This is a genomic window from Acinetobacter sp. YH12039 (genome assembly GCF_013420015.1).
In the GTDB taxonomy this organism is placed as follows: domain Bacteria; phylum Pseudomonadota; class Gammaproteobacteria; order Pseudomonadales; family Moraxellaceae; genus Acinetobacter; species Acinetobacter amyesii.
The window spans coordinates 16,858-41,188 of sequence record NZ_VOZA01000012.1; the positions used below are offsets into that span (position 1 = coordinate 16,858).

General features: G+C 40.2%; 18 protein-coding genes, 1 tRNA gene and 1 pseudogene. 11 read left to right on the top strand and 9 right to left on the bottom strand.

The features are described from left to right. Positions 1-168: 168 nt before the first annotated feature. The 5 genes and pseudogenes from FTT98_RS07270 to FTT98_RS07290 all read left to right on the top strand — a co-directional run. Positions 169-244, top strand: a tRNA-Arg gene (locus FTT98_RS07270). 454 nt (positions 245-698) lie between these two features. Then, positions 699-2,513, top strand: a complete 1,815-nt coding sequence (gene atzF / locus FTT98_RS07275; protein WP_180177201.1) for an allophanate hydrolase — start codon at positions 699-701, stop codon at positions 2,511-2,513. Between the two features lie 18 nt (positions 2,514-2,531). Then, on the top strand, positions 2,532-6,131 hold the full coding sequence (gene uca, locus FTT98_RS07280) for an urea carboxylase (protein WP_180177202.1): 3,600 nt from the start codon (positions 2,532-2,534) through the stop codon (positions 6,129-6,131). Positions 6,132-6,133: 2 nt separating this feature from the next. Next, complete coding sequence (locus FTT98_RS07285; protein ID WP_180110059.1) at positions 6,134-6,820, top strand: GntR family transcriptional regulator; 687 nt, start codon at positions 6,134-6,136, stop codon at positions 6,818-6,820. Positions 6,821-6,979: 159 nt separating this feature from the next. Continuing rightward, positions 6,980-7,381 (top strand): annotated as a pseudogene (locus FTT98_RS07290) (HD domain-containing protein); the annotation flags it as partial. Positions 7,382-8,083: 702 nt separating this feature from the next. Here the strand turns inward: FTT98_RS07290 and FTT98_RS07295 are convergent. Together FTT98_RS07295 and FTT98_RS07300 are read right to left on the bottom strand one after the other, a co-directional pair. Continuing rightward, positions 8,084-8,779 (bottom strand): pirin-like bicupin family protein, encoded by a 696-nt coding sequence (locus FTT98_RS07295; protein WP_168379153.1) that lies wholly within the window; start codon positions 8,777-8,779, stop codon positions 8,084-8,086. Positions 8,780-8,971: 192 nt separating this feature from the next. Beyond that, positions 8,972-10,192: a L,D-transpeptidase gene (locus tag FTT98_RS07300; protein WP_180048626.1), complete on the bottom strand. Its 1,221-nt coding sequence runs from the start codon at positions 10,190-10,192 to the stop codon at positions 8,972-8,974. A 205-nt stretch (positions 10,193-10,397) separates the two neighbouring features. On the opposite strand from FTT98_RS07300, the gene hemE reads away from it, so the two are divergent. From hemE to FTT98_RS07325, 5 genes are all read left to right on the top strand, one after another. After that, on the top strand, positions 10,398-11,468 hold the full coding sequence (gene hemE / locus FTT98_RS07305; RefSeq protein WP_180177203.1) for a uroporphyrinogen decarboxylase: 1,071 nt from the start codon (positions 10,398-10,400) through the stop codon (positions 11,466-11,468). A 40-nt stretch (positions 11,469-11,508) separates the two neighbouring features. Further along, positions 11,509-12,300, top strand: coding sequence for a DUF817 family protein (locus FTT98_RS07310; RefSeq protein WP_180084189.1), 792 nt, complete (start codon positions 11,509-11,511; stop codon positions 12,298-12,300). Positions 12,301-12,450: 150 nt separating this feature from the next. Beyond that, entirely contained in the window at positions 12,451-12,921 is a 471-nt protein-coding gene (locus FTT98_RS07315; RefSeq protein ID WP_078190276.1) for a DUF3015 family protein, read from the top strand. A gap of 79 nt (positions 12,922-13,000) precedes the next feature. Next, positions 13,001-14,905 (top strand): DUF4105 domain-containing protein, encoded by a 1,905-nt coding sequence (locus tag FTT98_RS07320; protein WP_180177204.1) that lies wholly within the window; start codon positions 13,001-13,003, stop codon positions 14,903-14,905. Positions 14,906-15,011: 106 nt separating this feature from the next. Continuing rightward, the gene (locus FTT98_RS07325; RefSeq protein WP_168379157.1) at positions 15,012-16,388 is read left to right on the top strand and encodes a diguanylate cyclase; all 1,377 of its coding nucleotides are present in this window, start codon (positions 15,012-15,014) and stop codon (positions 16,386-16,388) included. 80 nt (positions 16,389-16,468) lie between these two features. Here FTT98_RS07325 and FTT98_RS07330 read toward each other — a convergent pair whose 3' ends face one another. The 7 genes from FTT98_RS07330 to FTT98_RS07360 form a co-directional block, all read right to left on the bottom strand. Then, complete coding sequence (locus FTT98_RS07330) at positions 16,469-16,825, bottom strand: cupin domain-containing protein (protein ID WP_180003198.1); 357 nt, start codon at positions 16,823-16,825, stop codon at positions 16,469-16,471. A gap of 117 nt (positions 16,826-16,942) precedes the next feature. Beyond that, complete coding sequence (folE, locus tag FTT98_RS07335; protein WP_171262632.1) at positions 16,943-17,491, bottom strand: GTP cyclohydrolase I FolE; 549 nt, start codon at positions 17,489-17,491, stop codon at positions 16,943-16,945. 95 nt (positions 17,492-17,586) lie between these two features. Then, a complete protein-coding gene (locus FTT98_RS07340) occupies positions 17,587-18,276 on the bottom strand; it encodes a Smr/MutS family protein (protein ID WP_180007661.1) in 690 nt (229 codons plus the stop codon). A 111-nt stretch (positions 18,277-18,387) separates the two neighbouring features. Next, positions 18,388-19,371: a hypothetical protein gene (locus FTT98_RS07345; RefSeq protein WP_180177205.1), complete on the bottom strand. Its 984-nt coding sequence runs from the start codon at positions 19,369-19,371 to the stop codon at positions 18,388-18,390. Between the two features lie 105 nt (positions 19,372-19,476). Next, positions 19,477-20,283 carry an indole-3-glycerol phosphate synthase TrpC gene (gene trpC, locus FTT98_RS07350; RefSeq protein WP_180026398.1) on the bottom strand — a complete coding sequence of 269 codons (807 nt, stop codon included), beginning with the start codon at positions 20,281-20,283 and terminating at the stop codon, positions 19,477-19,479. A gap of 16 nt (positions 20,284-20,299) precedes the next feature. Continuing rightward, positions 20,300-21,346 carry an anthranilate phosphoribosyltransferase gene (gene trpD, locus FTT98_RS07355; RefSeq protein WP_180118511.1) on the bottom strand — a complete coding sequence of 349 codons (1,047 nt, stop codon included), beginning with the start codon at positions 21,344-21,346 and terminating at the stop codon, positions 20,300-20,302. 18 nt (positions 21,347-21,364) lie between these two features. Continuing rightward, positions 21,365-21,949 carry an aminodeoxychorismate/anthranilate synthase component II gene (locus FTT98_RS07360; protein WP_078190263.1) on the bottom strand — a complete coding sequence of 195 codons (585 nt, stop codon included), beginning with the start codon at positions 21,947-21,949 and terminating at the stop codon, positions 21,365-21,367. An 888-nt stretch (positions 21,950-22,837) separates the two neighbouring features. On the opposite strand from FTT98_RS07360, the gene glnA reads away from it, so the two are divergent. Beyond that, positions 22,838-24,253, top strand: a complete 1,416-nt coding sequence (gene glnA / locus FTT98_RS07365; RefSeq protein WP_171319222.1) for a type I glutamate--ammonia ligase — start codon at positions 22,838-22,840, stop codon at positions 24,251-24,253. The last annotated feature ends 78 nt before the right edge of the window (positions 24,254-24,331 follow it).

Sequence of the window (24,331 nt, forward strand, 5' to 3'; positions counted from 1 at the left end):
AGTGTGAGTATTGTGCGATATCGGGGCAAATAAACCAAGTAAATCGTATGGAATTCTGCATTTTAAAAATAGAACGTTGTATAAAGCTTAAGCAGAAAAATACCTAACATCTATATAGTTGCTTTACCTTACAGTTTTTTTTGTTATGATGTGCGCAATCCAAAATAAGCGCTCATAGCTCAACTGGATAGAGTACAGGTCTCCGAAGCCTGTGGCGTGGGTTCGAGTCCCGCTGAGCGCACCATTTTTTAGTTTTGATTGTTTAACTAAATTTTGCAAATCAACTGCTTTTTTTATATCTCTATTTCTATTCATCCCAATCAATTTCAAAAAACAATATTGATGTATCTTTTTCCAAACACATAAATTTCAAAATATTTCTCAATCTTTTTATTGAAAGTTAAAAGTGATACAAAACTTTAAATTGAAAGCTTATAAATAGTGGCAATAGTAATTTCACTGTATTTATATCTGCATCTAAATGAAAAGAATCTATTGAAAACACGATTATAAAAGTCATGCACCAAAATAGTGGAGCTTGGAAACTTAATAGAACACTTATCGTTTTGTATTGCCTAAATAAAATAGGAAAACGATTGGTGTTTTAGTATTAACATACTGAAAAATAACAAAAAATTAATTTTGGCATAATGTGTGCAATACAGTATTCAAACTTGGATACAAGAATGAGCACATCAATGAACCCAATAAAAACTTTAGGCTGGACTTTAGCGGAATGGAAAGCGGGCTACGCAAACAACACACTTCAACTTGAAGACTTATATGCCTTGGTCGAGCAATTTGACCATGCAGATCCAGCATGGATTTCCATTGCATCTATAGAGCAATTAACTGCACAGGTTGACGCTTTAAAACAAATTGAAAATGCGACTGCCTTACCTTTGTTTGGTGTGCCTATTGCAGTGAAAGACAATATTGATGTGGCAGGCTTTGCGTCAACGGCTGCGTTTAAATTATTTACTGAAATTAAAACTGAAGATGCCTATGTGGTACAACGCTTAAAACAAGCGGGTGCGATTATTGTAGGCAAAACCAATTTAGATCAATTTGCCACAGGATTGGTCGGTACACGTTCACCATTTGGTGCAGTGCCAAATACTTTTAATCCTGACTATGTAAGCGGTGGTTCAAGCTCTGGTTCAGGCAGTGTAGTAGCACGTGGTTTAGTCCCGATTGCACTCGGTACAGATACAGCAGGCTCAGGACGAATTCCCGCAGCATTTAATAATATTGTTGGTTTAAAACCGACCAAAGGTCGCTTTTCAAATACAGGCTTATTGCCTGCGTGTAAAAGCTTAGATTGCATTTCAATTTTTGCCTTAACCGTCGCTGATGCGACTGCAGTGGCAGAAGTTATAGAAGGTTTTGATGTAAGCGACAGCTATTCACGTGTGAATCCTGCAACAGCGCCTGCAACGTTCAGCGCACAATTAAAGTTAGCCATTCCAAAACAATTAGAATTTTTTGGCGATGCTCAATCGGCGGATGCATTTCAGCAAGCACTGACTAAATTAAAAAACTTAGGCGCAGAACTGACAGAAATTGATTTCAGCGCTTTTAGTCAATTGGCGAGCCAACTTTACCAAGGGTCATGGGTCGCAGAGCGAACTGCTGCAGTTGCAGACTTATTAGAAACATCGGTACAAGACTTTGATCCAACAGTTTTAGAAATTATTCAAAAAGGGCAGCAGTACACTGCGGTGGATGCTTATAACGCCGAATATTTAAAGCAAGAATTGGCTCGAGACATTCAGCAAATCTTAGCGCAATTTGATGCCTTAGTGGTGCCAAGTTCGCCAACCATTCACACACTGGCAGAAATGGCTGAAGCGCCAATTGAAAATAATAGCCAATTTGGCACCTATACCAACTTTACCAATTTAGCTGATCTGAGTGCCATTGCTGTACCTGCAGGCTTTCGTGCCGACGGGCTGCCTTTTGGAATCACATTCATTGCACCGGCTTGGTACGATACGGCTTTAGCAGATTTTGCCGAAAAATGGCAAAAGCATCTGAAATTACCACTCGGTGCAGTAGCGAAAACATTGCCTGAAAAAGCTTCAGTCATTTCTGCACCATCTGCACAGCATTTTCGAGTTGCAGTTGTGGGCGCACATCTCACAGGTATGCCACTCAATTTCCAGCTGACATCACGCCAAGCCGTACATGTCGAAACCACAACCACTTCTGCTGATTATGCCCTCTATGCACTGCCGGGCACAGTACCGCCAAAACCAGGTTTAGCACGTCAGGAATCGGGTCAAAAAATTATTGTCGAGCTTTGGGATATTCCAAAAGCACGCTTTGGTGAATTTGTTGCTGAAATTCCAACACCACTAGGGATGGGCAATGTCGAGCTTGCCGATGGACGTTGGGTGAAAGGCTTTATTTGTGAACCTTATGGCTTAAACGGTGCAAAAAATATCAGTGAATTCGGCGGCTGGCGCGCCTATATCCAATCACTACAAGCAACAACAGCAAAATCAAATTAAAAATTCGGGGAAATAATCATGTTTAAAACAGTTTTAATTGCAAACCGTGGTGAAATTGCTGTTCGTGCGGTTCGTACATTAAAGAAACTCGGTGTTCAGTCGGTTGCCGTGTATTCAGAGACAGACCGTTATGCACAACATGTCTTAGATGCAGATGTGGCGGTTTCACTTGAGGGCATCAAGCCTGCAGAGACTTATTTAAGTATTGAAAAATTGATTCAAGCAGCCAAACAAACCGGTGCGGAAGCTATTTTTCCAGGTTATGGTTTTCTATCTGAGAGTGCTGATTTTGCCCGTGCATGTGAGGAAAATGGTATCGCCTTTATGGGGCCAACGGTTGAACAAATTTTAGAGTTTGGTTTGAAGCATCGTGCACGTGAATTGGCTGCGGCAGCCAATGTGCCCATGACACCGGGTACAGGTTTATTGGCAAATTTGGATGAAGCACTCACATCTGCTGCAGAGATTGGTTATCCCATCATGCTGAAAAGTACTGCGGGCGGTGGCGGGATTGGTTTAACCCGCTGTGATGATGAACAATCATTAAAAGATGCGTATGAAAGTGTAAAGCGTCTAGGCGAGCAGTTCTTTAAAGATGCGGGCGTGTTTCTTGAACGTTTTGTCGATAAAGCCCGTCATGTAGAAGTGCAAATTTTTGGTGATGGTTTAGGTCAAGTCGTTGCCTTTGGTGAGCGTGATTGTTCCTTGCAGCGCCGTAACCAAAAAGTCGTTGAGGAAACACCAGCACCGCATTTACCTGAAGCAACACGTCAAAAATTGCACCGTGCTGCTGTAGAGCTTGGTCAATTGGTGAAATACCGCAGCGCAGGTACGGTTGAGTTTATCTATGATGCTGCCCGTGATGAAGTGTATTTCCTTGAAGTGAATACCCGTTTGCAGGTTGAACACCCAGTCACTGAAATGGTGACGGGCTTAGACCTGATTGAATGCATGCTGAAAGTGGCGGCAGGTGATGCTTTAGATTGGGAAAAACTCAGCAATATTCAGCCCAATGGCGCTGCCATTGAAGTGCGGATTTATGCAGAAGATCCAGTGAAAAACTTCCAGCCAAGTCCTGGTGTACTCACGGATGTATATTTCCCTGAAGACATCCGTGTGGATACGTGGGTATCTACAGGCACAGAAATTTCACAATATTTTGACCCGATGATTGCCAAAATTATTGTGCATGCTGCAGACCGAGACAGTGCGGTTGCTAAGTTAAAAACAGCCTTGGCTGAAACCCGTCTGAATGGCATCAGCACCAACTTGGATTATGCGCATACCGTAGTGTCTGATGCACGCTTTGAAAATATGCAAATCTGGACACGTCTGCTGGATGATTTTAAATATGTGCCAAATGTAATTGAAGTGCTACAACCGGGAACGCAAAGTACGATTCAAGACTATCCGGGGCGTGTGGGCTATTGGGATATTGGTGTACCGCCATCAGGCCCGATGGATGATTATGCATTTCAGTTGGCCAATCAAATTGTGGGTAATCCTAAATCGGCAGCAGGCTTTGAATTTACCTTACAAGGGCCAAGTCTTAAATTTCATGCCGATAGCATCGTAGCCTTAGCAGGTGCGCCATGTAGCGCGACTCTAGATGGTGTGAATGTCGATTTTTGGCAGCCGATCAACATCAAAGCTGGGCAAACTTTGGTACTAGGACAAGTTGAATCGGGTTGCCGTACATATCTTGCAATCCGCAATGGGTTAAATGTACCTAAATATCTAGGCAGTCGTTCAACCTTTGCATTGGGTAATTTTGGCGGTCATGCAGGGCGAGTGCTGCGCGCAGGCGACATGATTAAAATGGTCAACCCTAGCCTGCCTTTGGATGGATTGGAAATTGCTACAGCAGCACCACAAGCTTTGGCAGCAGAGCGTATTCCAAGCTATGGCAAAGAATGGAAAATTGGCGTGCTGTATGGTCCGCATGGTGCACCCGATTTCTTTAAACCTGAATATATTGAAGAATTCTTTGCTTCAACATGGAATGTGCACTTTAATTCAAACCGTTTAGGTATTCGCCTAACAGGTCCGACACCAAGCTGGGCACGTGAAAATGGCGGTGAAGCAGGTTTACATCCATCCAATGTGCATGATTGTGAATATGCCATTGGGGCGATTAACTTCACCGGTGATTTCCCTGTGATTTTGGCTAAAGATGGCCCAAGCCTCGGTGGCTTTGTTTGCCCAGTAACCATTGCCAAAGCAGAACTTTGGAAGATTGGTCAGCTTAAAGCAGATGACAGCATCAGTTTCTATCCGATGAGTGTTGAACAAGCCAATGCCTTGGAAGTTCAACAAATTGCCGATATCCAAAACTTTGCTCAAGCACCTGAAGCAAAACAGGCGGCAACTTTTGAATGTAAGCCAGAAGGGATATTGGCAGTGCGTGAAGCAGATGCGTATGCGCCGAAAGCTATATATCGTCAGGCAGGTGACAGTTACATCTTGCTGGAATATGGCGAAAACGTTCTCGACCTTGCATTGCGCTTACGTGTTTATCGACTGATGCAGCTGATTCGTGAAGCGAATATTGATGGCATCTTAGAGCTTTCACCAGGTGTACGTTCACTGCAAATTAAATATGATGGATTGCGTTTCAGCCAAGCGAATTTGATTCAGTTCTTATTGGGTCTCGAAAATGAGATGGGCGATTTGAGCCAAATTAAAATTCCATCCCGTATTATTCACTTGCCGATGGCATTTGAGGATTCGGCAACTTTAGGTGCTGTAGAACGTTATCAAGAAAGTGTTTGTGCCAAAGCGCCATGGTTGCCAAATAACGTCGATTTCATTCAGCGTATTAATGGCTTAGACAGCCGTGAGCAAGTCAAAGACATCATTTTCGATGCAAATTACTTAATTTTAGGTTTGGGCGATGTGTATTTAACTGCACCTTGTGCAGTGCCAATTGATCCGCGTCATCGTTTGCTCAGCTCGAAATATAACCCTGCACGTACTTTTACTGCAGAAGGCACAGTGGGTATTGGCGGTATGTACATGTGTATCTATGGCATGGACTCACCAGGCGGTTATCAATTGATTGGCCGTACACTGCCTATTTGGAATAAGTTTAAAAAGAACAAACAGTTTGGCGATCAGCAATGGTTCTTACGCTTCTTTGATCAAATTAAATATTATGAAGTAACCGAAGCTGAACTGGATCAATTCCGTGCTGACTTTGCCAATGGTGTGGCGGAAATCAAAATTGAAGAAACTGAATTTGATTTTGCAGCCTATCAAGCCTTTTTAGAAACAGAAAAGGACAGTATTGCCGAATTTAAAGCGCAGCAGCTGCAGGCATTTACAACTGAAGTTGAACGCTGGAAAGATGAGTTTGATGCGCCTGCGGAAATGGAAATCCTGCAAGATGATACCGACTATAGCCAGTATGCAGCCTTGAATGCATCGATGACCGGCAACATTTGGAAAATTTTTGTCGAAGCGGGACAGTCTGTGAAGAAAGGTGAGACTGTAGCCATTATTGAAGCGATGAAAATGGAGCTTCCAGTCTATGCCGATGATGATGGTATCGTGAAAGCGATTATCTGCCGTGCAGGACAAACGGTACATAGCGGTGAGCCGCTGGTTTATATGGAATAAATATGACCTCAGCCATTGTTGGGAAAAGCTCAGACAACTTGTCTGAGCTGGTTTTCCAAAAAATAAAAAACGATATTTTTGATTTTCAGCTCAAACCGGGCGCACGGTTTACCGAATCTGAAATTGCCGAATTATATGAAGTAAGCCGTACACCCGTACGGCAGGCTTTATACCGTTTACAGCAAGATGGCTATGTAAGAGTACATTTTCGTAGCGGTTGGGAAGTCAAGCCGCTGAACTTTAAAGCCTACGAAGAATTGTATGATTTACGGATTTTGCTTGAATGCTATGCCATTGAGCAGCTCTGCAAAATGGAACCAGAACAACTCAAACAGGCTTTACAAGACTTGGTAAATTTATGGTGTATTCAGCCTGAACAGTATTTGCATGATTTAAAAACTTTATCGATGCAAGATGAAGCATTTCACTGCCAATTGGTTGAAGCGATTGGCAATAGTGAAATGGCAAAGGTACATCGGGATGTGAGTGAAAAAATCCGTATTATTCGTCGCTTAGATTTTTCTAAAGATTATCGAATTGAAGCCACTTATGCCGAGCATCAACAGATTTTACAATTGATCCTTGGACATAATGTGACAGCGGCATTGGAGAAAATGCGCAGCCATATTCAGCAAAGTAAAGAAGAGGTGAAAAAAATTACTTTGGAAATGTTGGCGCGAATGGCATAGAAGTATTTGCAAAAGATCTACCTCATGGAAAGTCTTGGAAAATATGCATTTTACGAGTCAATCTGTGTCGTTCAGGTCGCGCTTAGAGCTACTAATATCTATATTCATTGGTTAATATGATGGAGCAAAATAAAAAAAACCACGAAGGGGAGGTTCTATATTTCAACTTTAGAAAACGCGATTTCTTTGGCGACTGAACGCCATTTCGGACAAGTCGATAAAGCGGGACAAGCCTATATTCAGCATCCACTTCGTGTGATGCAAAATGTGCAGCATCTTGATGCTAAAATCGTCGCTGTATTACATGACATTTTAGAAGATACAGAGACAACGACGGATGAGCTTCATGCTTTAGGTTTTCAAGCCCATATTATCGACGCAATACAGGCACTAACTAAAACAACAGGTGAGAACCGATTTCAAGCGGCGCAGCGTACTGCTAAAAATGCAATAGCGTGTGAAGTAAAACTCAGTGATTTACACGACAATATGGATTTGTCTCGCTTAACTTCGGTCACAGTAAAAGATAAACGTCGGTATCAACAATATGTAAAAGTTAAACGTAGATTAGAGCGTGCTCGGAGCGTCCATTTACATCTGATCGATTTAAATCTAACAACAGATTATCCGAGATTGCAATTTCAAAGTTCACAGCAAAATTTTCAATATCTGCTCAATGCGATGTTTGATCTTCAGCATTCATTAGGTGGCATTCAGATTGAAAGTCCACAGGAATGGTGGATTTTATTTGAAGATGTCAGTGCATATTTTGCATATTGCCAAAGAAAGGGTGCCGTTCCCAAGCAGGCAACATTCTTAGATTTAATTTTAACCACAGATCGGGACTATTTCGGGGGCATCTTTCAAGCTGAACAAGATCGGCAATTATTTGCCTCTATGTTTTGCGTCTTTATGCAAAATCATTTTTATCGCGTGGAAACTGAAGGCTGATTAGATAGATTGCATCAGCAATAGAATAAAATCACCTTTGATTGATGAATTTTATCTAGATAATTAGATGCTGAGTGTCATTTAAGAATATCTCGAAATGCTTGATTTCGAGATGTTTAAAGTGATTCCATCCATTAACATCTCCAATGAAACATGTGGCCATGCTTGCTGAACCTTATGCCTCAATCCTACATGGCATTATGGTGGCTGCAGGATTTATTATTCCGTCTTTGTGTTGATGTGGTTGTATAAACGCAGTGAACGCCTAAGCCAAGCGGCATAAAAAAAGCCCTCACATTTGAGGGCTTTTTTTTATTTTACTTCAGGTAAATCAAACCAAATCACTTGAGCATCTTCAAGCGCTTCAATTTGGCTATCTTCTAAGAACGCAATTGCACCACCAGCTTCAACTTTATGTTCAGCAATTTGCACTGAACCTGAAATAACATGGATATAGTTGATATGCTGCGTTGCATGGATATCTAAAGATTGACCTTTCGTCAAAAATGCAGATTTAACTTCCGCTTGCTGGCGAATATGCATAGCTGCATTGTCATTTGGACCGACAATTAAATGCCATTGATTGGGTTGATCGCGTGGATCACATTTAATTTGTTGATAGGTCGGTTCAGCATCACGTTCATTTGGAACGATCCAAATTTGTAGTAAATGTACATCTTCATCACCTTGGTTCATTTCGCTATGACGCACACCTGTACCTGCGCTCATCAGCTGCCATTCACCCGCAGAAATGCCACCATGGTTGCCCATGCTGTCTTTATGCGTAATGGTACCTTTTAACACACAAGTTAAAATTTCCATGTTGTCATGTGGGTGTTGACCGAAACCTTCATGTGCTGCAATTAAGTCATCATTAATTACACGAAGCGCACTAACGCCCATGTATTTCGGGTCATACCAGTTACCAAAAGAGAAGCTGTGTTTAGACTCAAGCCAGCCCATTTTTACGTGACCACGGTTTTCACTTGGATGTAAAAAAGCATTCATGGCATTCATCCTTATCTTAATTATTGAACATGTGCCTATTTTAAGATTGAACTAAATCGGGATATATAGTTTTTTAGCGACAATTCATCCTATTTTTGCAACGATCATTCATGATTGAGTCTTTTGTTATGCATGAATGCACAGCTATAAAAAAAGCCTGCACGAAGCAGGCTTTTTTAAATGTGACTAAAATTATTCTAAGAATTTAACAGTCACACCAGATTTCACTTTCTTACCTAAGTCATTTGCATCCCAGTTGGTCAAACGAATACAACCGTGTGACGCAGTTTTAGAGATAGCAGATGGGTTCGGTGTACCGTGAATACCGAATGATTTTTTGCTCAAGCCAATCCAGATATTACCGACAGGGCCATTTGGACCAGGTGGTAATGAAAGTGGTTTTTTGTTGTTGCCTTGAACAAAGTTAGACGGTGAGTAGCTGTACCATGGGTTTGGTGCAACACCTGTGACTTTGTATGTACCTGTAGGCGATGGAGTATCTGAACTACCAATCGTTGCAGGGAATGAACCGATCATTTGGTTGCGGCTATTAAACAAGTAAAGTTGTTTCGCGCCTTTATGTGCAACGATTAGGTGAATATCTTCAGGAACTTCGTTACGAATATTCGCTACTAAGATTTTTTCACCAGCTTTTTTAAATGTCGCTTTTGGATTCAACTTTTTCAAAAAGTCTTCATCCATGTGGAATTTTTCACCCAACATTTCAGTCACACGTGTGTAGTACAAGCCCTTCATTTTTGCTTGTAATGCATAGTCGTGTGGAATCGATGCTGCATAAGGACCTTTCAAGTCTGCATCAGTCAATGTGTATTCAATAAATGCAGGTTTAGAACCTTGTTTTGCAATCAGTGCATCCCAAGTTTCTTTAGTTAAAGTCCCTGTAGGTTTCAAGCTATTCATTTGTTGGAATGAAGCGATCGCCTTTAAGGTATTTTTACCACTAGTACCATCAATTGCACCTGGTGAAGCATGTGCATTATTGAGCATGACATGCGCACGTGCATAAACAGGGAATTGACCTTTACCGATATTGTCATACCACTGTGCATTATTTAGGTCATTTAAACCCCAAGCAACTTTGGCAGCAGGCGAAGTTGATGTTGGAGTTGTAGCAGTCGATGTAGCAGGTGCAGCACCGATGTCGGCTTTAACATCTTCTGATTGTTGCAGGCTGTCTAAAGTTTGCGATGCTTGGTTCAGATCTTCTTGTTCTTGAGCGCTAATCTGGCTAGTTGCAGATGAAGCTTCAGTCGCTAACGGATCAATGGGATCCTGAACTGCAACATTAGTCACTTTTTTTGGCGTTAATGGTTGTTCAGCAGTAGATGCGGCAATAGCTGTACCAGCAAATATGCAACTTAGGCTCAGTGCGAGCATGGTGCGAACGAACATGTAATTCAACCTTAAGAATTATTCATTTACTGTGTATTAAAAACTGGCTAAGTATTACAGAAAAAAAGTGGAGATGCAGTAGTTGTTTTGTGTAAATATCATTTTTGGCACTCAACATGATCGGTTTTTAAATGCTTGAGAAGTTATTATATTTACAACCTTTTTGATATGATGATGCGAATATCGAATTAAGTTGGGAAAGTGAATGACGACCTTAAAAAATGATCGTTTCTTGCGTGCCTTATTACGTGAACCGGTAGATGCAACTCCGGTTTGGATGATGCGTCAGGCTGGCCGTTATTTACCAGAGTATCGTGAAACACGTGCAAAAGCGGGTGATTTCCTATCTCTTTGTAAAAATACAGAATTTGCTTGTGAAGTTACTTTACAACCTTTGCGTCGTTATGACTTAGACGCAGCTATTTTATTTTCAGACATTTTGACTGTACCTGATGCGTTGGGTTTGGGACTGTATTTTGAAGCAGGTGAAGGTCCGAAGTTTCATAAAACTGTACGTACCGAACAAGATGTACTGAATTTACCTAAGTTTAATGCAAAATCTGACTTAGATTATGTCATGAATGCTGTGACTACGATTCGTTCAGCATTGGGCGGACAAGTTCCTTTGATTGGCTTCTCAGGCAGTCCTTGGACATTGGCAACCTATATGGTGGAAGGCAGTTCAAGCAAAGATTTTCGTTTTACGAAACAAATGATGTATGCACAACCTGAAGTACTGCATGCTTTATTAGACCGTTTGGCTGTGGCGGTGACTGAATATCTCAATGCGCAGATTGATGCAGGTGCCCAAGCTGTACAAATCTTTGATAGTTGGGGTGGGGCATTAGCACACCGTGAATACATTGAATTTTCACTAAACTACATGCAAAAAATCGTGGCAGGATTACAGCGTGAAAAAGATGGACGCAAAGTTCCTGTGATTTTGTTTACCAAAGGTGGTGGTCAATGGTTAGAGCCAATGATTGCAACGGGTGCAGATGCCTTTGGTTTAGATTGGACTACGCCATTAAATGTGGCGCGTCAAACAGTCGCAGGCCGTGCAGCATTGCAAGGCAACTTAGATCCAGCAACATTATATGGTTCGCCTGAAGCGATTGCGAAAGCGACGCGTGCCATGTTAGATGATGCATATGCCAACGGTGAAAAAACCGGTTATGTGGCGAACTTAGGTCATGGTATTACTCAGTGGGTAGATCCAGCCAATCCAAAAGCCTTTATTGATACGGTACACGAATATAGTGCCAAGTATTTATAAGGCTTCAAGGAAATAGGTTTAGGATTCAACTGTGGTCAAGATGATAAAATCATGTTTTGAGTTCTCTTATAAGGCAGCTTCGGCTGCCTTATTTGGGATATTACTGCTGATCGCTTTTGCATTAACTGCAGTAATGGGAAGTCTGGAATATTTTGGCTTTTTCCGTTATGACTATTTATTGTTTTATGCACTGATTATTCAAGTGTGTTTACTCTACCTGAAACTCGAGTCTTGGGCGGAAGCCAAAGTCATAGCACTGTTTCATATCCTTGCAATGGGGATGGAAATATTTCTCACCCATCCACACATTGCCTCATGGCAATATCCGCAGCCTGCGGTTTTCAAACTGCTGACCGTGCCATTATTTGCAGGTTTCATGTATTCGGCGGTGGGGAGTTTCTTTGCACGTTCGTTACGTCTATATCAGGTGTCGTTCAGTAACTTACCGCGTTTTGGCAATATGCTGTGCTTAGCCGTTTTGTCATATCTTAATTTTATGACCAAATTTTTTGTACCAGATATTCGTATGTTTTTGTTTGCTTGGAGTGTGGTGATCTTTTGGAAAACCAAGCTGAGTTTTCAATTACAAAATCATGTGATTCAGTTGCCCATGTTACCAGTATTGTTGATTTTGGCATTCTTGATTTGGATCGCAGAAAATATCAGTACCTTCTATCAAATTTGGTTATATCCAAGTCAGGTCGATGCATGGCATATGGTCGGTTGGGGGAAACTCGGTTCTTGGTATTTGTTGCTATTACTCAGTCTGGTTTTAGTACTCAAAATCCTTGGAAAACGTGATGAAAATGGTACTTGGTTGCTCAAAAAATAGTGAAAAAGAACGTATTATTTTTAGCCAAAAGTTTTAGATGAAAATGTTTTGCCTTATCTGAAAGATCAAGTTAATCTACAGGTATGTAATCAAAATTACACATGTTTTAATAATTAAAAACAATGGAATAAAATTCCCTGGAGAAGTGCCATGTTAAAAAAATTAGCTTTAGTTGCAGTCGTTGCACTAGGTTCTACAGCTGCTTTTGCTGACCGTGACGTAGGTTGTGGTGTTGGTTCTCAAGTTTGGGCTGGTCAATCAGGTAAAATTCCTAAAATTTTAGCTGCGACTACCAACGGTATTTTTACTAACCAGTTACTTGGTATTACTTTTGGTACTTTAGGTTGTAGCGGTACTGGTACAGTGACTGCTCAAGCGGTAACATTTACCAATGAAAATGCTGAATCACTTGCTCGTGATATGGCAGTTGGTCAAGGTGAGAGCCTGAATGTTTTGGCTGAGCTTTTAAACATCCAATCAACAGATAAAGCACGTTTCTTTGCTGTGTCTAAAGCAAATTTTGCTGAAATCTATTCAGCTGAAAACCAGTCTTCTCTACAAGTACTTGCTTCATTACAAAGCGTAATGGCGAAAGATGAAGTACTTAAAGCATACGTTTAATCGATGCTTTCAAAACCCTGTCTCTCGGCAGGGTTTTTTATTATCTAAAATATATAAAAATGGATTTGAATATAACTGAATGAAATCAATTGCTTTATTTTGTACCTTTATGATTCCGAGCATCTTATATGCTCAGCAAGTTGTAGATCGAAACCTCTCTAAAACTGTAGAGGTGCAGCGATATATTGAACTTGCACAATCAAAAAAACTGCCTGAACACATCAGTTGGCAACGACTTTTATATACAGATCATAAAGGACAAAGTGAAGTTGCCTATACAGGTTATTTTTTAGCTGAAAATGGCCGCCAAAGTGCTCAAGCTGAATTAGAGGCAGATGTCGCTGCACTGTTTCAACCCGCCGAACCTAATCAAGCCTTTCGTTGTCGTTTCCCTGCGCGTAGTCAGTGGCTGATGCAAGAATTATCCATCCGTTCAGAGCAGTTACCAGTGGTGAGTTGCCCTGAGTTTGATGAATGGTTTGGGAAAATTAAGCCGTATAAAGCGACATTAATTTACGCCACAGACTTTATGGGTAATCCAAGTTCTATGTTTGGACATACCTTATTGCGTCTCGATCCGAAAGATCAAAAAGAGCTAAATTTGGTTTCCTATGCCATTAACTATGCAGCGACAGTTGCAGGTGAAGATAACTGGTCTTATGCATGGAAAGGCTTAACAGGACAGTATCCTGGTGAATATTCCTTGATGCCGTACTACCGAAAGGTGAAAGAATATGGTGATTTTGAAAGTCGTGATTTGTGGGAATATGAGCTAGCACTGACCGAGCAAGAAACCAGTTATTTGGTTAAACATATTTGGGAAATGCAAAATGTAAGTTTTCCCTATTATTTCGCCAGTGATAACTGTGCATATCGATTATTGGGCTTAATGGATTTGGTTCGCCCGACACTGAATTTAACCGAAAAATTTAAAGTTGCTTCCATTCCCGTTGAGACGATCAAAGCGATCAATGATGAACAACTGATTCGAGCAGCGGTTTATCGTCCTGCATTAGAAACGCAGCTTTTGTCACAAGCGCAGCAACATGGATATCGTTTAGCACGCGAAGCGCATAAGCTCGCTGAAATTGAACCTGATAACATGTCGACAGCACTCTCTCAGTTTAATGAAGTAGAGCAAGCGAAAATATTAGAAATGGCGTATGACCATCTGTATTTATTACTGATTGGGAGAAAGGTGAGTGCGGAAGAAACGCAGCCTAAATTACGTCAAATCTTGGCCTTACGTAGTCAATCTTCGCAACCAAAACAACGGACTGAACCTAAGCAGCCAAGTCTAGACCCAGTCAATGGACATCATGCGCGAAATTTTTCAGCTACCGTGGGTGAAGTTCAAGGTGAAAAATATATCGAACTCGGTCATCGTCAGGCTTATCATGATTTGATCGATCCGCAAGGTGGCTTTCGGATTGGTACGCAGTTGATGTTTTGGGATGGCTCGATCCAATATCGAGACGACCAATTCAAGATCAATCATTTTGATTTTTTATCGGTCAATTCTTACAACCCGATCACGCCATTTAAAACACCGCTAAGCTGGGGTTTTAATTTTGGCTGGCAGCAAGTGTCTGTAGATGCAGGTCAATTTAGCGAAACGAAACAACATGGCGTTGCTGAATTAAAAGCGCAATCCGGTTATAGCTGGGCCAATCAAGAACGCACGCATTTGTGTTATGCACAGTCTCAAATGCAGGTGCAGGGCGGTAAGTCTCTCGATCAGGGCTGGCGAGTTGGCCTTGGGCCGACACTGGGTTGCCAAAATATTTGGTCAGAAAAATTAAATAGTTTGGTTCAGGCAGAGCTTCCGTATTGGGAAGATGCACATCAATGGAATCTGAAACTCGATGCAGAATTACAATATATCGTCAACCAACAAAATGCCTTAAGACTAGGCTATGAATACCAGCAGCAAGATGATCAAGATTGGAATAAATTGAAATTGAGTTATGTATTTTTCTATTAATTTTTAAGATAGATAAAATATGAAATATCAAATAAATTTGTTTTTTTATGTAAGTAAAGCAAGGTATGATTGCTAGCTTTGTAATAGCTGTGGTTTGTGTCACCGAATGAATCAAGAATGTATTACAGGTCTAAGTCAGGCTTGGAAAGATATTTGTGATCAATATACTGAAAATGAACATCTTGCAGCATTGCAATTTATCCAAAGGCATGTTGAACATTTAGTTACTGTTTTTTATGAACAAATGTCACGTGAGCCAGAGTCAGCTGAATTTTTTAAAGACGATATCATTCAAAAAAGGCTCATCGACACTTTAAGAAAATGGTTGTTAGAAACGTTTAATGTCGCACTGAATGGTGAATTTGAAAGCTCAGTCAAAAGACAGCAGAAAGTTGGAATGGTACACGCGCGTGTTGGTATTCCGTCATGGTTCATCATGCGTGGTGTACGTGAAATAGAACGTAAAATATTTGAAATTTTAGAGTTAAACCAAACGCAAAATATTCTCCATATGTGCAGTTATATTGTACAAATTATGGGGTTCAGCACAGAAATTATGTGCCGCTCTTATGAGATCAATACAGAAAAAAACCAAGAAACAAAACACAATTATCGCTTATTTTCAGCGATGCAAGATGTAGCAGTGCATAAAGATAAACAACGGGGTTCATTGCTCGACTGGGAAAATGAACTGATGTTTAAAATCTTTTCGGGCAATGTTGGTTTTTATCATCCCTTATTTTCAAAATCAGAGTTTGGGCTATGGTTCATTCATAAAGCGGCATATGCTTTTTCTGGTTCAGATCAGGTTCAACTGATTATTGACCGAATTTATGAAGTGGATCAATTAACCCAGCAAACGATGCAGATGACGGAAAAAGATCAGCTGCAACAGTTGATTCAACAGATTCGTGAATTGAACCGTGAAATTCAGCATTTAGTCGATCAACTATTTCAAGTGGCTGAATATATTGAGTCTGGCAACGATTCTTTGACTCAACTTCTAAACCGCCGCTATCTCAGTACGATTATTTCACGTGAAATTACCTTTGCGCGGCAAAATGAAACGCCATTGTCTTTGCTCGCCTTTGACGCGGATTATTTTAAAATGATCAATGATAAGTTTGGTCATGCAGCAGGTGATCTCGCACTCAAATTTATTGCTGAAGCCTTGCAGCGTTATAGTCAAGGTAGCGATTATGCATTCCGTATCGGTGGTGAAGAGTTCTTATTACTCTTGGTCGATACTGGTGTAAACCGTGCGATGAAAATTGCAGAAAATATTCGCCAATATATTGAAAAGGGCTTGATCCGAACGGCACAAGGTCAGCAATTTAGTTTTACCGTAAGCATTGGTTGTGTGCAGTATGATGGCCATCCTGATTATCAGCGTTTCTTAGATGCCGCAGATCATGCGCTGTATGCGGCAAAAAATAATGGTCGAAACTGTATACAAGTCACAAAGCATTTGTCGTATATCTAATTTATCCTGAGAATAAAAAACTCCCATATGTGGGAGTTTTTTTATGGGTAAATATGTTTTATGGCGAGATGTGCCGTAATTTAAACTTCGACAACTACATAGTATTTTTTGACGGCTTCGACAACTTCAAACTTGCCCTGAAAAGATGGGGGAATAATGCCCGCATGGCCAGCGGAAACCTCGATATATCCACCTTGTTGATCATGAATACGTACTAAACCTTCAAGGATTGTAAAAAATTCTTGTTTATTGGGTGCAAAGACAATATTCCATGCGCCAATTTCACATTGCCAAATCCCGCAGTCCATATTGGGGTGTACATACAGGCTTGCAGTTTCACGTTTAGGATTGCCCTGAACCAAACGGTCTGGGCGAGGGAAGTCTATGCTGTGTTTGGCTTGCGCTAAACCCTGACCGGCAATATATACATCTGACATGATTCATCCTGAAAATAGTGCTTTGCTATCAAAGCAAACGATTTGCGATATTAAAACACAAATAAAAAAAGCCTCAAAAGTTTGAGGCTTTTTTAAAGACAGACGCTGAATGTTCTATTAATAGCTTTCAGGCACAGCACTTAAGAATTCACGGCGTTCTTCTTTATTGGTTTTAAAGTCACCGACAAAAGAAACGGTACGGGTTGTAGACTCTTGTTTACCTACACCACGCATCATCATACACATGTGAGCTGAATCAATCACCACAGCAACACCACGTGCACCAGTCACTTCAGCCACAGCTTCAGCGATCTGCTGAGTGAGGTTTTCCTGAATTTGTAGGCGACGGGCAAACATTTCTGTAATACGTGCGAATTTTGATAAACCTAAAACATTGCCTTCTGGGAGATAAGCAATATGTACACGACCATAAAAAGGTAATAAATGGTGCTCACACAAAGAATAGAATTCGATATTCTTAACTAAGACCATTTCACGGTTATCGGATGGGAAAACCGCATTGTTGGTCACTTCTTCAAGTGTCTGGCTATAACCAGAAGTAAGATATGAAAAAGCTTTAGCAGCACGCATAGGCGTATCTTTAAGACCTGGGCGATTCAGATCTTCACCAACGGCAGTTAGGATATTTGCGTAGGATTGCTGCATAGACATAAGACGTGTTCACTTACACTGAGAGATTGAACAAGGACGGCATTGTAGCAGAAAACTATTACAATGCCTTCTTTTGGAGTTAAATCCGATTATTGTTTAAACTGTGGGTTTTTTTCTGCACGTTTAAGCAGAACCAGTACAGCGCCTGTGCCGCCTTGTTTTTCTGGGGCGCTCACGAATGCCAATACATCACGATGTTGACGTAACCAACTATTTACATAAGTTTTTAAAATTGCTTCTGGACCTTTGCCATGCACAATTTTAATGACGTTTTGATTGTCATCTTTCGCCATTTGAATAATTTGCAGCACGGCAGAACGGGCTTCTTCAACAGTGCAACCGTGTAAGTCGACAGCTTCAAACCAACGTAGATTACCAGCTTTCAAATCTTCAAAAACTTTATGTTGTAAGGTTGCAATGCGATAGCTTAAAGCAGCTTGACTGGCAACAGGGTTGAGCATCGCTTGCGTATCAGAAAGTAATGCATCATCTGTTTCCATAGGACCAATTGCAGCAGCACGTTTAGCCAAGGTTTGCGCATCAGGTTTTTTACGACCCACTTTTTCCATTTTTGCAGTATTTCCTGCATTCATTTTTTGAACACCTTGCATTTGCTTTTGGAAAAGCGCTAAGTCTTCTTCCTGCTCTTGTTCAACAGTCTTTGGCGTTGGCTCAGGCTGTTTAGCAATCGTAGAGGAATGTGGATTCGTAATTTGCTTTTTAAAAGATTTCAGTAGGTTGTACTGATCTTTTGAAAGCGAAGAATCGTGTTTGCTCATAATGAAAAAACGGGAAATATACAAAAATTTAGAGCAATTATAGCCTTAAATGGCACTGATTTGAACTGGAAAGACTTTATATCAAGAAGATCTCTTAATTCATTACAAGTCCTATTTGGGCTTCAAAGTTGAATTAATTAATTTAATAACTTTTTTATTTTTATATTGTTCTGCAAGAGCTAATGCTGATTGTTCTTCATTAAATTTAGAAAGACACACGATTTCGGTTGAAGCGCCTTTTTCAAGTAAATAAGAAATTATCTGATATAGATTTAGGCGAATAGCTTTACCTAATGGGGAGCATCTAGTGAAATAATATGTTTGTGGTTCAACTTCATCTACTACAAGTTCATTTATTTTTCTCAGCTTCATTTTTTTGATGAAAGAAATATCTGTGTGCTCGATTGCCGCCATAATTAAGGTGGTATCATAAAATTCATTGTTTTCACCTAAATTTAAATATTCAAGATACAAATTTTTGGCTTTTTCATAATTATCAATATCATTTTTTTGTGTCAGGTTCTTTATCGCATTTTGGAAAAAATCATTCATATCATCAAAATCATTTATTGCTGCATGGAACATGAATAGATTTATTAAATATGGCTCATCAGCTAAATTCTTTTTCAATAAATGAGAATTATCTTTATAAAAAATCTGTTCAAAATGATTTAATTTTTCCATGGAAATAGGGTGAGATTTGATATTGATTGGTTTTGATAAAGAATTTTTATGTCCTTTAGAAATAGAAAAATAGGCTGAATTTTCAATATTCTTGTTTTTAGTATTGATTGAGAAATTAATGACTATTGGTAAGCCTTGATAACTAATGATTTCAATTTGATTCTTATTGAAAACATAATTTTTGCCCTTTAGCACGTTAGTATTTATATTTGGAAAAATTTGATTTAGGTCAATCTGCGCAGCAATGATGCCTTCGGGCATAGTGGAAATATTAAAGTAGAGGATATGATTTTGGTCAATATGATACGGTGAGCCAGTATACAGAGTTATATTTTTTGCCCAACTTATCTGGTGTATTGAAACCAAGATTAATGAAATGAATAGAAGAGTTGAAGAAATAATCGACTTCATTATTTTTAATTCTCAATTGAATAAAAATTATAAAAAGGATGTGTAATTTTTTAATATGGATGCAAAGGAGAAAAAGGGTGAGCGAACTCACCCTACATATTTCATTTATATTTTATCAGGCACACCAAACAGCTCCTTAAACGCCTGATCAGGACGTGGCTGCTTCATAAAACTTTCACCGACCAAGAAGGCATGAATATCATGTTCTTGCATCATCGCGACATCAGCAGGTGTTGCAATACCGCTTTCTGTCACCAGCAGGCGAGAAGGCTCGAGTAACTTTTTCAAACGTAATGATGTGTTGAGGTCAACATCAAAGGTTTTTAAATTACGATTATTGACGCCAAGTAGACAGTTGTCAGAAAGACGCATTGCACGCTCAAGTTCTTCTTCGTCATGTACTTCAACCAACACGTCGAGATTGTGCTCAAAAGCAGTTTTCGACATTTCTTCGAGTTGTTGATCAGACAAACAAGCCACGATTAATAAAATACAGTCCGCATGTAAAGCGCGTGCTTCAATTACGCCATAAGGATCAATTAAAAAATCTTTACGCAGCGCAGGTAAGTCACAGTTCTTACGTGCAATCTGAATGTTTTCATCGGCACCTTGGAAAAAATCCACATCGGTGAGAACAGACAAACATGCCGCACCAGCATCTTGATACTGCTGCGCAATTTCAGCAGGGTTAAAGTTTTCACGAATGATGCCTTTCGATGGTGATGCCTTTTTAATTTCAGCAATCACCCCCGGACGTTTAGAGCCGAGGTTTTGTGCAAAACCTCGAACGGGTGTAGCTGCTTGAGCTAGCTCTTCGACATCTTTATAGCTACGTTGTTTAAGACGGGCTGCAAATTCTTCTTTTTTACGGTCAACAATTTTACCTAAAATTGTATTGGCGATATCTACCATGATTTGAGTCCTAATCTTAAGCTTCGTATTCTTTTAAAGTTTTCGTAAATTCTGACAAAATGCCCATTTTCTCTAGAGCTTGACCGCCATAGATAATGTCATGTGCTAATGCAACACCTTGTTTATAGCTTTTGGTTAAGCCTGAAACATAAATGCCTGCGCCTGCATTTAGGGCAATCATATTCGCGGCTTTATCACCGAGTGCAGATTTGTTTTTACCTAAAGCATCTTTGATCAATTTTAGACTTTCAGCCGCGCTATCTACAGATAGACCCGTTAAGGTTTGCGACTCGATATCTACGGCTTCCGGCTGAATTTCCCATTCAGTGACTTCGCCATCTTTGAGTTCAGCAACATAAGTACTTGATGCAAGGCTAATTTCATCTAAACCGTCTTTTGAATGCACCACCAAGACATGTTCTGCACCGAGTTGTTTTAAAACTTCAGCCATAGGACGACATAATTCTGTAGAGAAAACACCAATCACAAAACGTTTTACGCCGGCCGGATTCGTAAGCGGGCCAAGTAGGTTGAAAATACTACGGAAGCCCAATTCTTTACGTGGACCAGCAGCATATTTCATGGCTTTATGATGATTAGGTGCAAAGAGGAAACCCACACCCATTTCACGAATACAGCGTTCAGTTTGCTGCATGCTTAGGTCAAGGTTAATTCCTGCTTGTTCTAAAAGATCAGAAGAGCCTGATTTTGATGAAACACCACGACCGCCATGTTTAGCAATGGTTGCACCTGCTGCTGCAATGACAAAACTAGACGCAGTAGAAACGTTAAATAAGTTTTGACCATCACCACCTGTACCAACGATATCCACCAAATGTGGCAGATCACTGACATCGATTTTGATCGCAAACTCACGCATTACACGTGCTGCGGCAGTGATTTCATCAATACTTTCACCTTTTTGGCGTAAGCCCATCATGAGTGCGCCAATTTGCGCATCGGTCGCTTCACCTTGCATGATGGTACGCATCACTTCTTCCATTTGAGGTTGAGTGAGTTCAATATTTTTAGTGATGTTATTTAAAGCTTGTTGAATATTCATAATATTTTTTGCACTCGATTAAGCGTAAATTTCTAAGAAGTTTTTAAAGATTTGATGGCCATGTTCACTAAGAATTGATTCAGGGTGAAACTGCACGCCTTCGACAGGCAATGTCTTATGTTTTACGCCCATGATTTCTTCCATCGTGCCATCTTCTTCATTGGTCCAGCAGGTCACTTCTAAACATTCAGGCAAAGTCGCTTGATCAATCACCAAAGAGTGATAACGCGTTGCTGAAAATGGCGAAGGGAGGTTGCTGAAAATGCCTTGATCGCTGTGATACATGTCAGATAAACGACCGTGCATCACTTTTTTAGCGCGAATAATATCGCCGCCAAAAGCTTGTCCTATGGCTTGGTGGCCTAAACACACACCGAGTAAAGGAATTTTTCCCGCAAAGTGTTGAATCGCAGGAATTGAAATACCTGCTTCACTTGGCGAACAAGGGCCAGGACCAATGACTAAATACTTCGGTTGCCATCGCTCGATATCTTCCAATGTCACGGCATCGTTACGTACAACTTTTACTTCTTGATTTAACTCGCCAAAATATTGGACGATGTTGTAGGTAAAAGAGTCATAATTGTCGATCATCAAAAGCATGAGCGTATTAACCTTTGAAATTTATGCACTTAACTGTGCTTAGAATAGTCCGAAATGATTCTAAATAGTTGTATATTGACCCAAATATCGTGTGGATATTTTAAATAGAAAAATAGTGAAATATTTAGAATGCAGCCAATCATAGCAAATATTATTCAATTTCTGCTGAACAATTTCGCCAAAGTTCATCGCAACTGAAATCATTTCAGCAAATTATCGACTTATAAATTTAGGATTTAAGTTGAACAAAGCAATAGGCTGAATTTAAGTGTTTAAAATGTGTTCAATTGATATTTTAAAAAGATCTGCTTACTGTCGTTAAAAATTGCAATTCAGGCTCTAGCTGGAAAAATATGAACCGTTTTGAAGCAAAATCACCAAAATGGAGCACAATTAATGCAAAGGTAGATTGATCAAAATTAAAACAAAATGGTTAAATCTACTTCAAAAAAAGAGTGCTTTAAGGGCTCAAAAAACCTAAATATCGATCATGAATATAGTTATCACGCTGGTATTTTTCCATCTAGAACTAGCTAAACCATTAGTTTCTATCGTATTTAAATTCGACCTTAAAGCTTTGATAAAATCTCAATGATTTTATCGTTGAAAGCGATTAATCATTTTGGTGCATACTAGTGCAAAACTAAGTTGCACTATTTTGATACACCTGCGAGAAGTTTTTAAACAAAAGTGATGAAGAGTGGCTGAATATGGTGCATTTACTGTTACACACAGTATAATAGTCGAAAAGCAAGGAGTTAAAATCTTCTATTCTGATAAGGAATTCAATATTTTAGCTTGGCTTTTAAAAGTTGGTACGGTAATTGCTTAATAACTACCAACTACTAACACGCACTTCAGTGTGCACAAAAAAATCATCGGAGCAAAATGAGCATGGCGAACAAGGTCCTTCAACTCATCCAAGAAAGTGGCGCAAAATGGGTCGATTTTCGCTTTACTGATACTAAGGGTAAAGAACAACACGTAACTTACCCAGCAGATTCAATCGACGAAGATACGTTTGAAGATGGCAAAATGTTTGATGGTTCTTCAATTGCTGGTTGGAAAGGCATTGAAGCATCTGACATGATCTTACGTCCAGATGCAGAAACTTGTTTTATCGACCCGTTCTTTGCAGAAGCTACAGTTGTTGTGACTTGTGATGTTATCGAACCTTCAACTGGTCAAGGTTATGAACGTGACCCACGCTCTATTGCTCGCCGTGCGGAAGAATACCTAAAATCAACTGGTATCGGTGATACAGCTTTCTTTGGTCCAGAACCAGAATTCTTTGTTTTTGACGAAGTAAAATGGGACATCGATATGTCTGGCGCGCGCCACACATTAATCGCTGAAGAAGCTGCTTGGTCTACTGGTAAAGATTATGAAGCGGGTAACTCTGGTCACCGTCCACGTGTGAAAGGTGGTTACTTCCCAGTCCCTCCTGTTGATTCTTCACAAGATATGCGTGCAGATATGTGTGCAAAAATCGAAGATATCATGGGCCCAGGTCGTGTAGAAGTACATCACCACGAAGTTGCATCTTGCCAGCTTGAAATCGGTGTAAGCTTCAACACTATGGTTCGCAAAGCGGACGAAGTTCAACAGTTCAAATATGCTGTTTGGAACGTTGCTCACCAATATGCTAAAACTGCTACATTTATGCCTAAACCAATGGTTGGCGATAACGGTTCTGGTATGCACGTTCACATGTCGATCTCTAAAGATGGCAAGAACTTGTTTGCTGGTGATGAATACGCTGGTCTTTCAGAAATGGCGTTGTACTTCATTGGTGGTGTGATCAAACACGCTCGTTCATTGAACGCAATCACAAACCCATCAACTAACTCGTACAAACGTTTAGTTCCACATTTCGAAGCACCGATTATGCTTGCTTACTCAGCACGTAACCGTTCAGCTTCTATCCGTATTCCTTACGTTTCTAGCCCTAAAGGCAAACGTATCGAAGCACGTTTCCCAGATCCAATGATGAACCCGTACTTAGGTTTCGCTGCACTTCTTATGGCTGGTCTTGATGGTATTCAAAACAAGATCCACCCAGGTGAAGCTGCTGACAAGAACTTGTACGACCTTCCTCCTGAAGAAGAAGCTAAAATCCCTACAGTGGCTCATAGCCTAGATATGGCGCTTGAAGCGCTTGCTGCGGATCATGATTACCTTCTTAAAGGTGGTGTGTTCACTAAAGAAATGCTTGATGCCTACATCGAACTTAAAACTGAAGAAGTTCGTCGTCTTAACACGACTACTCACCCAGTTGAATTCGACATGTACTACAGCTTGTAATTCTGTACAGAATTTCACTGTAAAAAGACCCGCCTTGTGCGGGTTTTTTTATGGGATGGGTTAAGATAAAGCAAAGAG